This window comes from Photobacterium sp. NCIMB 13483 (genome assembly GCF_003025475.1).
GTDB lineage: Bacteria > Pseudomonadota > Gammaproteobacteria > Enterobacterales > Vibrionaceae > Photobacterium > Photobacterium piscicola.
In genome coordinates, this window is sequence record NZ_PYLV01000006.1 from 132,158 (window position 1) to 144,662 (window position 12,505).

A 12,505-nucleotide genomic window follows, 5' to 3' on the forward strand; every position below is an offset into this window, starting at 1 on the left:
ATGAGTTATGAAAGGGAATACATGGGGGCTTAGCCGCCAGATTTTCGTCAGTGTATGGTTAATGTGCTGCGGGTTGCTGACGGTAACCAGCGTTACAGCAGCGCCAGCGAGTGGCATTACTAATCAAGTTCAAGAGATTGAATTTCATCGTGATGGTAAAGGTCGAGGCGTATTAACTGTTAAGTTAAAACAGCCGCAGTCATTGGTTGATATTCGCCGTCAAGGTAAGCAATTACAGCTGGATATTTTTGATACTCAGTTAACCAATGAGCAAATACACACTTTAGATGTAATTGATTTTGCTACGGTCGTTAATAGCATTGATACTAGCAATGTGCCTCGTGGGGCGCGGTTTATGTTTAATATGACTGGTGGTTATGATTACGATTATCGTATTCGAGGCAATAACCTTGAAGTGACGTTAATTAAACGTACTCAAGCTAAAACGGCAACAACGGCAAACAAAGGTAATGTGTCGTACAAAGGCAAACCTATCTCTATAAACTTTCAAGATATTCCGGTGCGTAATGTCTTACAGTTAATAGCTGATTATAATGATTTTAACTTGGTGGTTGCTGATACGGTGAGCGGTAACGTTACGTTGCGTTTAGATAATGTGCCATGGCCGCAAGTGCTCGATATTATCCTGCAAGCGAAAGGATTAGATAAACGTGTCCGTGGCTCAGTGTTATTAGTTGCCCCTAAAGCTGAATTAGCGGCTAATGAACATCAAGTGATGGAAACTGCACGCAAACAACAAGAATTAGCGAGTTTACGCTCTGAGCTTATTCAAGTGAACTATGCCAAGGCAACGGACATTTCGGCGTTATTAAGTGGATCGAGTGATGGTGTGGGAATGCTGTCAGAACGCGGTTCTTTGCATGTTGATGAGCGTACTAATGCATTGATAATTAAGGATACTCCTGAAAATATAGCCAGTATTAAAGACATCGTAGTTGCACTTGATATTCCAGTCAAACAAGTACAGATTGAAGCGCGTATCGTTACCATTGATGAAGGTAATATTGATGAGCTTGGTGTTCGTTGGGGCGTGTCGAGTATTGATGGTGATACTACCATTGGTGGTTCAATTGAAGGTAACCTTGGTAGTTCTGGTTTGCTTGATGATACCACCGTTGATGATTTCCTTAATGTGAACTTAGGTGCGACTCAAGCGGGTGCCTCTAGTATTGCTTTTCAGGTGGCAAAACTGGGTAATGTATTGTTAGATTTAGAATTATCAGCATTACAATCAGAGCGTAAAGCTGAGATTATTTCCAGTCCGCGCTTAATGACCACCAATAAAAAAGCGGCTTATATCGAGCAAGGTACCGAAATTCCGTATCTTGAAGCATCATCAAGTGGTGCGGTGTCGGTTGATTTTAAAAAGGCGGTGCTGAGCTTGATGGTAACCCCTCAAATCACGCCCGATAATAAATTGGTATTGGATTTAGAAGTCACGCAAGACAGTAAAGGTGAAGAAGTGCCAACTGGCGTCGGTACGGCGGTTGCAATTAAAACGCAACGTATTGGAACACAGGTGTTAGTCAATAACGGTGAAACAGTTGTATTAGGTGGTATTTATCAAAATCAAGTCAACAATAGTGTTCGTAAAGTGCCTATTCTTGGTGATATTCCAGTACTTGGTGCATTATTTAGGCATAAAATGGAAGAACTTGGAAAACGTGAATTATTGATTTTTGTGACGCCAAAGATTGTGATGCAATAATTTTTCACTTACCTAATCACCTTGCTGATAATGCTTCTAAACAATGCTTCAGCAGGGTGAGTCTCGCTAAAAGTTGTTTTATTTCTATTGGTTACCTTTGCCCGTTGAATGGGTGTTGAGCATGTTATTCGGCAATTATTAGGATATTTACGAGCTTAATACGATTGACCTCTGACCTCGGGTAAGCCATTATGGCAACCTCTGTGGGTAAGACAGGCTTAATAAAATATCGATTGATGTCGACTAGCTATTGCAAAATAGTAGTCAGTCCTGAGATAATTTTCTGTCTTATCACGAATTATATGTGAGGAACTTGGCGCCTCGGGCTTATATTACATAGAGCCTGCGGGTGGTGTCGTTTTATTAACCGCGCGTAAATTGCTAAAAATGGCTGAAAAACGAAATATTTTCTTGGTTGGCCCTATGGGTGCCGGCAAAAGCACTATTGGTAGACACCTTGCACAACAGCTGCATATGGAATTCTTTGATTCAGATACTGTGATCGAAGAACGTACTGGCGCTGATATTAGTTGGGTGTTTGATGTTGAAGGTGAAGACGGTTTCCGTGTTCGCGAAGAAGCTGTAATTGATGACCTAACACAAGAACAAGGTATTGTTCTCGCAACGGGTGGCGGCTCTGTTATTAACAAAGAGAACCGCAATCGCCTTTCTGCTCGTGGTATTGTTGTTTATCTAGAGACGACTATTGAAAAACAATTAGCTCGTACTCAACGTGATAAAAAACGCCCGTTACTTCAAACTGACACACCTCGTGAAGTACTTGAAGAACTAGCAGCAGAGCGTAACCCATTGTATGAAGAGGTTGCTGACTACGTTGTTCGTACTGATGATCAGAGTGCGAAGGTAGTTGCTAACCAAATCATCAAGATGTTGGAAGAGCGTTAATTCATTAAAAAGAGAAGCTGACCATGGAACGGATCAATGTCAATTTAGATGACAGAAGCTACCCTATTTCAATTGGCGCCGAGTTGTTCGACAACTCGGCGTTGTTTGCATCTGCGATATCTGCAGGCAAGCAAGTAGTTGTGGTCAGTAATGATACTGTTGCCCCGTTATATGCGGATAAGGTAATAGCAACCATCGGTTCATTATCGTGCCAAGTGGCACTACTTTCTCTGCCTGATGGTGAACAATACAAAACCCTTGATACGTTTAATCACATCATGACATTTTTACTGGAAGGTAATTATGGCCGCGATGTGATTTTAGTTGCTTTAGGCGGCGGCGTAATTGGTGATATCGTTGGCTTTGCGGCTGCGAGTTATCAGCGAGGGGTTGATTTTATTCAGGTGCCAACCACGTTGTTAGCACAAGTTGATTCATCTGTTGGTGGAAAAACTGCGGTTAATCACCGTCTGGGTAAAAACATGATTGGTGCCTTTTACCAACCTAAAGCAGTGATTATTGATAATTATTGTTTACATACCTTGCCGCAACGAGAGTTAGCAGCAGGATTGGCAGAAGTCATCAAGTACGGCATTATTGCCGATCATGATTTTTTTGTTTGGTTAGAGAATAACATCGAACGGTTACATGCACTGGATAACGAGGCGTTGTGTTACGCCATTAGCCGTTGCTGTCAAATTAAAGCCGATGTTGTTGCTGCCGACGAAAAAGAATCAGGCGTTAGGGCATTACTTAATCTTGGCCATACCTTTGGTCATGCGATTGAAGCAGAAATGGGCTACGGTAATTGGCTGCATGGCGAAGCGGTGTCAGTAGGTACAATTCTCGCAGCACATACTGCCGCAAAGCAGGGATTAATCAGTGATGCTGATGTAATGCGTATTATTGCATTACATCAACGAGCAAATTTGCCCGTTGTTGCTCCTGATACAATGTTTTTTGACGATTTTATTAAGCATATGATGCGTGATAAAAAAGTATTGTCAGGTCAGCTACGCTTAGTGTTGCCAACATCGATTGGTAGTGCTGAGGTTGTGGCTGATGTTCCTTTTGATGTGCTTCAGGATGTAATTGGTCGCTAAACTGTAACCAATTGATAACTCGCATGACAAAACGAAAAAGTCTGGATCTGGAAAGTCAGATCCAGTTGCTGACTCGAGTACAGTTCATTACTCGGTTTAGCTCTCACCTCATTCACCTTTCTGGTGCTCCTGGCTCAGGTAAAACTTGGCTTGCCCATGCTTTTCTTGAAGATTATGCCACCGATTGTCATCAAGTATTATTGATGTGTCAGCATGGACAAACAGACGTTCAACATCGTACCTTACTGCTACAACAATTTGTTAGCCACGCTATGTTTAATGAACATGACTCTTTATGTCAGAGTGTTGAGCATCTATTAGCGAACCAACATTATAAATTAATGGTGGTGATTGATGACGCCCAGTGTCTGAGCCCAACGTTAATTGCTGAATTGTGGGCATTGGCACAATATGCCAATCAACATCCAGAGCGACAACTGAATATTGTGCTATTTGCCAATAGTGGCGAGTTGAATCAAACTTTAGCCCATGTCGCTCATGGCTCAGGTATTACTCCTGTTGAACTTGATATTGATGATTTTAGTCAGCAAGAAGTGATGCTATTTAGTGATATGCTAATGACGTCCGATGGATTAGATGCCCCTTGTCGGCGTTCATTAAAACAGCGCTTACTAATGGCGCTTCCTCGTCCGGGCGTATTACATAATCTTCCGCAAGCAGAAGGGATAACCATGAATTCAAATATGAAAAAGAAGCCGTTATTACCGATTGTAATTGGTGGCGTGATCATTGTTTTAATTGCGGGCGGTTATTTCTTTATGGCATCCCGCTCTGGCAGTGAGTCTGCATCTGCAACGATAACGGCACCTCAGCCTCCTGTGCCTGCGGCGGTAACAATTGATAAAGAGCCATTACCACCACAAGTTAATCCACAGGGGTTAACTGTGGGGCGTCAAGATGACATCAAGGGTCAAGAGCGGGTTGTTATCTCTGATCAACAAATTGATGCCATTATTGACGATCACACGTTGGACGATCATCCTGCTGCTACAGAAGCTACAGAAGCTACAGAAGCTACAGAAGCTACAGAAGCTACAGAAGCTACAGAAGCTACAGAAGCTACAGAAGCTACAGAAGCTACAGAAGCTACAGAAGCTACAGAAGCTACAGAAGCTACAGAAATGACTGAAAAATCGCCTGTCATTGCGACAGAAGCAATCAAAACGCCAGCGGCTGTTAGTGTTACATCATCGCCTGTCTCTAAGTTAGATTGGTCACTTAAATTAGCCGCAGATAAACAACGATTAATTGCCGTAAAGCCAACACATTATGCGTTACAACTGGCGGCAACTCAGAGCCTTGCCGCTGCTGCAGAATTTATTACAACCCATAATGTAATGGATGCGATAGTTTACCAAACGGTACGTAATCAGCAGTCATGGTTTATTGTTGTGACCGGAGATTACGCTACCGCGAGTCAGGCACGCACTGCAAAAAATCAATTATCACCTGCATTACAACAGCTAAAACCATGGTTAAAATCTTATCGTAAGATCACGCAAGAAATAGATCGCTTAAAATAAAGCCATAAATAGTAGTTATTTATGTGAATTGGTATCAGCGCAGGGTGTAAATGAGGTACAATCCGCGACCTTTCGTGACATTCTTGTAAGTGGTGGTGGGTCAGCTTAATGAAAAAGCATCGTGCATTCCTGAAGTGGGCTGGGGGTAAGTACTCTCTGGTCGAGGATATTAAACGACACCTACCGCCGGCGCGTAAATTGGTTGAGCCTTTTGTAGGTGCTGGTTCGGTGTTTTTAAATACTGATTATGAGCATTACTTACTGGCAGATATCAACCCAGATCTGATTAATTTATATAATATTATTAAGCAAGAGCCTGAGCGATACATTGAAGATGTACGTCGATTATTTACGCCTGAATATAATACTAAAGCGGCGTACTTGAATATTAGAGAAGACTTTAATAACAGTACTGATCCTTACCAGCGTTCGATTTATTTTCTCTATCTTAATCGACATGGTTTTAATGGCTTATGCCGTTATAACAAAAAGGGCGGGTTTAATGTGCCTTTTGGCTCTTACAAAAAACCGTATTTCCCTGAAGCTGAAATGTATTATTTTTCAGAAAAAGCTAAACGTGCGACGTTTATTTGTGAAGGGTACAGCCAGACATTTTCACGGGCGCGTAAAGGCAGTGTGATTTATTGCGATCCACCGTATGCGCCATTATCAACTACGGCTAATTTTACCTCTTATTCTGGTAATGGCTTTAGTTTGGATGATCAGGCGACCTTAGCTAATATTGCAGAGAAAGCCGCGACTGAACGTGATATAGCGGTATTGATTTCTAATCATGATACGCCGTTAACCCGCCGTTTATATACTGGTGCTGATTTATCCGTAGTAAGGGTTAAGCGCACGATTAGTCGTAATGGCAGTGGCCGCAATAAGGTTGATGAACTACTGGCGTTATTTAAAACCCCGCTTATTGCCGATAACGAATAACCCTCCCTGCTTTTAGATTGCTATTGCTTGATGAGCGATAGCAATCAATATGCTCACTAGCAGCACGATAACAATCCCTCCAATGACAATAAATAACCATGGACTTGAATGTTGAAAGTCTTGTTGGTGCTGTTGTTGTGATTGCACCCCAAACAATGCAGCTAAGACACTCTTTATTATTTGCCACACCGCTTTGCTGTGTTTATTCATCAGCTTTCCTGTGCGTGTTTTATTTAAATGCTAGCTAGATTGTAGTGCCTATGTTGGTAGTAACACTGATAATTATGGCTAACTACAGTAATAAATAAATCCATTAAGACAACACCTAGGGGATCGGGTAGACTGACAGCAATTTATGAGCTTGGTACGCCGAGCCTGTGTTTTTATCGCTAGTGTAAAGAGGCTAACCATGAAGGACTTTTTGATCGCTCCATCTATTTTGTCTGCTGATTTTGCCCGCTTAGGTGAAGATGTAGCAAACGTATTGGCAGCGGGTGCTGATGTGGTGCATTTTGATGTTATGGATAATCATTTTGTCCCTAACCTGACGTTTGGTGCGCCTATCTGTCAAGCATTACGCGACTACGGTATTACCGCGCCAATTGATGTTCATTTAATGGTAAAACCTGTCGATCGTATTATTCCTGATTTTGCCAAAGCTGGCGCAAGCATGATCACTGTTCATGTTGAAGCGACCGATCACCTTGACCGTAGTTTGCAACTGATTAAAGAACATGGTTGCCAAGCCGGGGTGGTATTTAATCCCGCAACACCGCTACACCACCTTGATTACATTATGGATAAAGTGGATATGATTTTGATCATGTCTGTAAATCCTGGTTTTGGTGGTCAATCATTTATTCCAAGTACGCTAGATAAATTACGTCAAGTACGTCAGCGTATTGATGCTTCAGGGCGAGATATTCGTTTAGAAGTGGATGGTGGTGTTAACGTTAATAATATTGCGGAAATCGCAGCAGCAGGTGCGGATATGTTTGTTGCGGGGTCTGCTATTTTTAATGAACCTGATTATAAAATTGCGATTGATAATATGCGTGCACAGTTAGCTGAGGCTAAGCGTTAATGGTTTCTGAAAACATGATTGAAAATATTAAATTTATAGCGTTTGATTTAGACGGTACGTTGTTAGATAGCGTACCTGATTTAGCCGATGCGGCTGATTTGACTATGCGTCATCTTGGCCGTGAAGGTGTGACGGTTGAACAGGTGACGACTTGGATTGGCAACGGGGCTGATATTTTAATTGGTCGCGCATTAAGCCGTAGTATCGATATTGATCCTGAGATTGATCCGCAATTACAGCGTCAAGCGCGTGAACTATTTGATCATTATTATGCCGCGGGTGGTCATCAAAAAAGTGCGCTATATGCGGATGTGAAAACGACGCTAGCTGATTTACACCAAGCGGGTGTTTTGATGGCAGTGGTGACGAATAAGCCATCACAATTTGTGCCTCACTTACTTGAAGAACATGGTTTGAGTGCTTACTTTGTTGATGTGATTGGCGGTGATACCTTTCCATTGAAAAAGCCAGATCCTTACGCATTACATTGGTTGATGGAAAAACACCATGTTGCAGCCACTGAATTGCTGATGGTGGGTGATTCGCGTAACGATATTTTAGCGGCACAAGCTGCCAGTTGTCGCTCGCTTGGGCTGACTTATGGTTATAACTATGGTCAACCGATCAGTGATAGTCAGCCAGATGTTGTTTGTGATCACTTCAAGCAATTACTTGATGTGGTTAAACTAGGCTGCTAGTACATTACGGTGTACACTAAAAAATCAATAACATTAGGTGCAGGTAACGGTGTTATCAGCACCTATCGTCAATACAATTACAGATATTAACAGGACAGCCTGATCATGAGTAAACCCATTGTATTAAGTGGCGTACAGCCTTCTGGTGAATTGAGTATCGGCAACTACCTTGGTGCGCTGCGTCAGTGGGAACAGATGCAGGATGATTATGATTGTCAGTACTGCGTGGTTGATTTACATGCCATTACTGTACGTCAAGATCCCAAAGCCCTTCATGAAGCAACTCTCGATGCACTTGCGATTTGTTTAGCCGTTGGTGTTGATCCAAAGAAAAGCACCTTGTTTGTACAATCGCATGTACCTGAGCATGCACAGCTGGGCTGGTTATTAAACTGCTATACCCAAATGGGTGAGCTAAGCCGCATGACTCAGTTTAAAGATAAATCAGCCCGTCACGCAAATGACGTTAACGCGGGTTTATTTGGTTATCCAGTACTGATGGCTGCCGATATTTTATTGTATGGCGCCCATCAAGTGCCTGTAGGTAGCGATCAGAAGCAACATTTAGAGTTAGCGCGTGATATCGCAACCCGTTTTAATAATCTTTATGGCACAGAGCAAAGCCCAATTTTCCAAGTACCTGAACCGTATATTCCAACGGTAGGTGCACGCGTAATGAGCTTACAAGATGCGACTAAGAAAATGTCGAAGTCAGATGATAACCGTAAGAACGTTATTACGTTACTTGAAGATCCTAAGTCAATTCTAAAGAAAATCAATAAAGCGCAAACAGACGCAGAAATGCCGCCTCGTATCGCGCATGATATTGAACAAAAAGCGGGTATTTCAAACCTAATGGGCTTGTATTCTGGCGCAACAGGCAAAACGTTTGCTGAAATTGAAGCGCAGTATGCTGGTGTTGAAATGTATGGTCCATTTAAGAAAGATGTCGGTGAAGCATTAGTCGCAATGCTTGAGCCTGTACAGGCTGAATACCAACGCATTCGTCATGATCGTGCTTACCTTGATAGCGTGATGAAAGCCGGTGCGGATAAAGCATCTGCGCGTGCTGCTGAAGTGTTGAAAAAAGCTTATCATGCAGTCGGTTTTGTTGCTCGCCCATAAGTGCAGGCAATAACAATGATAATAAAGCAGGGCTAAGGCTCTGCTTTTTTATCGCGGGTTAATTACTGCCGTTGGCAGTAAAAGAATAAGAGCTTAGTTGTAGTATGTTGTTACTTATTGATAACTACGATTCCTTTACTTACAACCTTTATCAATACTTTTGTGAATTAGGCGCTGAAGTCGTTGTTGTGCGTAATGATGAAATTGATATTGCGGCAATTGAGGCGTTAGCTCCCACGCATTTAGTCATTTCTCCTGGTCCCTGTACGCCTAATGAAGCGGGTATCTCTTTGCAAGCTATTGAATATTTCGCAGGTAAATTACCGATTCTCGGTGTGTGTCTTGGGCACCAATCACTTGCGCAAGTATTTGGCGGCGATGTAGTACGTGCTCGCCAAGTTATGCACGGTAAAACGTCACCTATCTATCATACTGATTGTGGTGTTTTTAAGGGGCTTAATAATCCTCTAACAGTGACGCGTTACCATTCCTTGGTCGTTAAAGCGGCAACATTACCTGATTGTTTTGAGATCACCGCTTGGACAGAATTAAACGGTGAATTTGATGAAATTATGGGTATTCGACATAAAACGCTGGCACTTGAAGGGGTACAGTTTCATCCAGAAAGCATTTTGACCGAACAAGGCCATCAATTGCTGGCTAATTTTCTGCAACGCTAATTCCTCTACTGTTCTTCTAACGTACTTATTACTGCGTGAGTAAGTACGCTTTTCTGTTGTTATCACTGCTTATCTTCGTTATTTGAGTCGTTTCGTTTTTGTTGAAATGCAATTTTATGCATTTGATAAGAATTATTTCCTTAGAGGAAAGAGTGTTGGTCAATGATAGTGGTTAATAATCTTCCGTAAATAATGCATAACTATTGCTAGTGTATTCATTTATTAACACTTTTGCTGAAATAAAAAGCATTAACTTGCTTGGCAAAAGGTTAATAAAATGTAAATACTATTAATAATACGGCATACAGCACAGAAGGATAGTGTGATGGCAACAGAAGAGAAGCTGCAACGTTCATTGTTTAATGAGGTCATGGTACCTTGCTATGCGCCGATGGATATTATTCCCGTTCGTGGACAAGGCTCGCGCTTATGGGATCAACAGCAACGGGAATATATTGATTTCGCGGGGGGGATTGCGGTCAGTTGTTTGGGCCATTGCCATCCGGTGCTGGTGGAAGCATTAACAGAGCAAGCACAAAAATTGTGGCATTTAAGTAATGTGATGACCAATGAGCCCGCGTTGCGCTTAGCTGACACACTGACCCAACTTACTTTTGCTGATAAAGTCTTTTTCGCTAACTCTGGCGCAGAAGCCAATGAAGCCGCATTGAAATTGGCGCGTCGTTATGCCGTTGATAACTTTGGTGCAGATAAAGATCAAATTATCGCCTTTCATCATGGTTTTCATGGACGTACCTTTTTTACCGTGACGGTCGGTGGCCAAAGTACTTATTCCGATGGTTTTGGTCCTAAACCCCAAGCTGTTACCCATATTCCTTATAATGATTTAGCGGCAATTGCTGAATTAATGTCAGATAAAACCTGTGCTGTGATGATGGAGCCTTTACAAGGTGAGGGTGGGGTCATTAGCCCAACGATTGAGTTCGTGCAAGGGGTACGTGAGCTGTGTGATAAACACCATGCGCTGTTGATCTTTGATGAAGTGCAAACGGGTAATGGCCGTACGGGAGACTTGTTTGCTTACCAAGGTCTTGGTGTTACCCCAGATATTTTGACCACAGCAAAATCATTAGGTGGCGGCTTCCCTGTTGCTGCAATGCTGACAACAACGGCATTTGCAGCCCATCTTAAAGTGGGTACCCATGGTTCAACTTATGGCGGTAATCCTCTTGCGTGTGCGGTTGCTGAAGCGGTGATCAATACCATTAGTCAGCCCGCAGTATTAGCTGGCGTGAAACAGCGCGAACAATGGTTCCGTGATGGGCTCATGCAGATTAATCATCGTTATCCTATTTTTAGTGAAATTCGCGGTAAAGGGTTATTACTTGGGGCGGTGTTATGCCCACAATGGCAAGGCCGAGCACGAGATATCTTAGTTGCCGCAGGTAAAGAAGGGTTAATGGTATTAGTTGCGGGCACTGATGTGGTGCGCTTTACGCCTTCATTGGTAATTGATAAAAAAGATATCGATGAAGGAATGCAACGCTTAGAAGCGGCAATTGCAACGTTATATGAACTGCATTCTGCTGAGCTGTGATTGAATTGCTATTACGGGGTTAGTTAACACCAATAGCCCCATTCTAACGCTGATGTTGAGCGAGACAATGGCAGGAGTCATTGTCTATATTTAGGAGGGAATGCTATGCTCATTATTCGTCCTATTACTGCCGCTGATTATCCTGCACTGATGCAATGTGCAGAAGCCTCTGGTCATGGTTTTACATCATTACCCATCAATGAAGATTTACTTCGTCGCCGTATCCAACATTCTCAAGCCAGTTTTAATGCCAGTGTTACCTTTCCAGGCCAGGAAAGTTATCTATTGGTCGCGGTTGATAGTGATACCAATCAAGTCGTTGGTACAACAGCAATTGAAGCGACGGTTGGACTTGATGTGCCTTTTTATAATTACCATTTAAGTACGGTGACCCATGCTTCGCGTCAGTTAGGCGTACACAACATCGTTAAGGTACTGACATTGGGTAACCAATACACTGGGGAAACTGAGTTGTGTAGCTTATTTTTATTGCCCGAGTGGCGTCAAGGTACTAACGGACGCTTATTGTCAAAGTCACGTTTCTTATTGATGGCTGATCATCAACAGCGATTTGCTAAGGTGGCTTTTGCTGAAATGCGTGGTGTCTCTGATGAACAGGGGAATTCCCCTTTTTGGCAATGGCTGAAAGAACATTTTTTTTCGATTGATTTTACTTATGCAGATTATTTAACCGGTATTGGCCGCAAAGGCTTTATTGCTGATTTAATGCCTAAATTACCGATTTACGTCAATTTACTTAGCAAAGAAGCACAAGCGGTGATAGGGAAAGTACATACTAATACTCGTCCCGCGTTACAACTGTTAGAACAAGAAGGATTTTGTTGTCGCGGTTATGTTGATATTTTTGATGCCGGTCCTAGTATTGAATGTGACGTGCGTAATATTGAAACTGTGCGTCATTCGCAGCGTTATTCGGTCAATATTGGTGAACATAGCAGCCAACAACATTATCTTATCTCAAATGGTCAGTTAGCAGGGTTTCGAGCGGTTGTGGCTTCTATTGCGATTACTGCACAAGGACAAGCCATGATGACCGCTGAGGTTGCCGCTGCACTTAATGTGGAAATGGGTGATGAAGTAAGGTTAATAGCCCAACCATAAAAGGAGAGACG

General features: G+C 42.5%; 12 protein-coding genes. 11 read left to right on the forward strand and 1 reads right to left on the reverse strand.

Annotated elements, in window-relative coordinates; genetic code table 11:
- Nucleotides 1-7 precede the first annotated feature (7 nt).
- The 5 genes from C9I86_RS07380 (at nt 8) to dam (ending at nt 6,227) form a co-directional block, all read left to right on the forward strand.
- The gene (locus C9I86_RS07380; protein ID WP_107276036.1) at nt 8-1,729 is read left to right on the forward strand and encodes a type IV pilus secretin PilQ; all 1,722 of its coding nucleotides are present in this window, start codon (nt 8-10) and stop codon (nt 1,727-1,729) included.
- A 387-nt stretch (nt 1,730-2,116) separates the two neighbouring features.
- Nucleotides 2,117-2,635: a shikimate kinase AroK gene (gene aroK, locus C9I86_RS07385; RefSeq protein ID WP_045035958.1), complete on the forward strand. Its 519-nt coding sequence runs from the start codon at nt 2,117-2,119 to the stop codon at nt 2,633-2,635.
- A gap of 23 nt (nt 2,636-2,658) precedes the next feature.
- Nucleotides 2,659-3,738: a 3-dehydroquinate synthase gene (gene aroB / locus C9I86_RS07390; RefSeq protein WP_107276037.1), complete on the forward strand. Its 1,080-nt coding sequence runs from the start codon at nt 2,659-2,661 to the stop codon at nt 3,736-3,738.
- 23 nt (nt 3,739-3,761) lie between these two features.
- The gene (locus C9I86_RS07395; protein ID WP_107276038.1) at nt 3,762-5,282 is read left to right on the forward strand and encodes an AAA family ATPase; all 1,521 of its coding nucleotides are present in this window, start codon (nt 3,762-3,764) and stop codon (nt 5,280-5,282) included.
- Nucleotides 5,283-5,390: 108 nt separating this feature from the next.
- Complete coding sequence (gene dam, locus C9I86_RS07400) at nt 5,391-6,227, forward strand: adenine-specific DNA-methyltransferase (RefSeq protein WP_107276039.1); 837 nt, start codon at nt 5,391-5,393, stop codon at nt 6,225-6,227.
- A gap of 12 nt (nt 6,228-6,239) precedes the next feature.
- On the opposite strand, the gene C9I86_RS07405 is transcribed toward dam, so the two are convergent.
- Nucleotides 6,240-6,437 carry a DUF2970 domain-containing protein gene (locus C9I86_RS07405; RefSeq protein WP_107276040.1) on the reverse strand — a complete coding sequence of 66 codons (198 nt, stop codon included), beginning with the start codon at nt 6,435-6,437 and terminating at the stop codon, nt 6,240-6,242.
- Nucleotides 6,438-6,636: 199 nt separating this feature from the next.
- On the opposite strand from C9I86_RS07405, the gene rpe reads away from it, so the two are divergent.
- From rpe to astA, 6 genes are all read left to right on the forward strand, one after another.
- Complete coding sequence (rpe, locus tag C9I86_RS07410) at nt 6,637-7,311, forward strand: ribulose-phosphate 3-epimerase (RefSeq protein ID WP_080158744.1); 675 nt, start codon at nt 6,637-6,639, stop codon at nt 7,309-7,311.
- Nucleotides 7,312-7,325: 14 nt separating this feature from the next.
- Nucleotides 7,326-8,009 (forward strand): phosphoglycolate phosphatase, encoded by a 684-nt coding sequence (locus C9I86_RS07415; RefSeq protein WP_080158808.1) that lies wholly within the window; start codon nt 7,326-7,328, stop codon nt 8,007-8,009.
- Nucleotides 8,010-8,114: 105 nt separating this feature from the next.
- Complete coding sequence (trpS, locus tag C9I86_RS07420; protein ID WP_080158743.1) at nt 8,115-9,134, forward strand: tryptophan--tRNA ligase; 1,020 nt, start codon at nt 8,115-8,117, stop codon at nt 9,132-9,134.
- Nucleotides 9,135-9,238: 104 nt separating this feature from the next.
- Complete coding sequence (locus C9I86_RS07425) at nt 9,239-9,814, forward strand: aminodeoxychorismate/anthranilate synthase component II (protein WP_080158742.1); 576 nt, start codon at nt 9,239-9,241, stop codon at nt 9,812-9,814.
- A 325-nt stretch (nt 9,815-10,139) separates the two neighbouring features.
- Nucleotides 10,140-11,372: an aspartate aminotransferase family protein gene (locus C9I86_RS07430; protein WP_080158741.1), complete on the forward strand. Its 1,233-nt coding sequence runs from the start codon at nt 10,140-10,142 to the stop codon at nt 11,370-11,372.
- Between the two features lie 105 nt (nt 11,373-11,477).
- A complete protein-coding gene (gene astA / locus C9I86_RS07435; protein WP_107276041.1) occupies nt 11,478-12,494 on the forward strand; it encodes an arginine N-succinyltransferase in 1,017 nt (338 codons plus the stop codon).
- The last annotated feature ends 11 nt before the right edge of the window (nt 12,495-12,505 follow it).

Coding starts and splice junctions, on each gene's coding strand:
- C9I86_RS07380 (WP_107276036.1), top strand. CDS start 8: ATGAAAGGGAATACATGGGGGCTTAGCCGCCAGATTTTCGTCAGTGTA.
- aroK (WP_045035958.1), top strand. CDS start 2,117: ATGGCTGAAAAACGAAATATTTTCTTGGTTGGCCCTATGGGTGCCGGC.
- aroB (WP_107276037.1), top strand. CDS start 2,659: ATGGAACGGATCAATGTCAATTTAGATGACAGAAGCTACCCTATTTCA.
- C9I86_RS07395 (WP_107276038.1), top strand. CDS start 3,762: ATGACAAAACGAAAAAGTCTGGATCTGGAAAGTCAGATCCAGTTGCTG.
- dam (WP_107276039.1), top strand. CDS start 5,391: ATGAAAAAGCATCGTGCATTCCTGAAGTGGGCTGGGGGTAAGTACTCT.
- C9I86_RS07405 (WP_107276040.1), bottom strand. CDS start 6,437: ATGAATAAACACAGCAAAGCGGTGTGGCAAATAATAAAGAGTGTCTTA.
- rpe (WP_080158744.1), top strand. CDS start 6,637: ATGAAGGACTTTTTGATCGCTCCATCTATTTTGTCTGCTGATTTTGCC.
- C9I86_RS07415 (WP_080158808.1), top strand. CDS start 7,326: ATGATTGAAAATATTAAATTTATAGCGTTTGATTTAGACGGTACGTTG.
- trpS (WP_080158743.1), top strand. CDS start 8,115: ATGAGTAAACCCATTGTATTAAGTGGCGTACAGCCTTCTGGTGAATTG.
- C9I86_RS07425 (WP_080158742.1), top strand. CDS start 9,239: ATGTTGTTACTTATTGATAACTACGATTCCTTTACTTACAACCTTTAT.
- C9I86_RS07430 (WP_080158741.1), top strand. CDS start 10,140: ATGGCAACAGAAGAGAAGCTGCAACGTTCATTGTTTAATGAGGTCATG.
- astA (WP_107276041.1), top strand. CDS start 11,478: ATGCTCATTATTCGTCCTATTACTGCCGCTGATTATCCTGCACTGATG.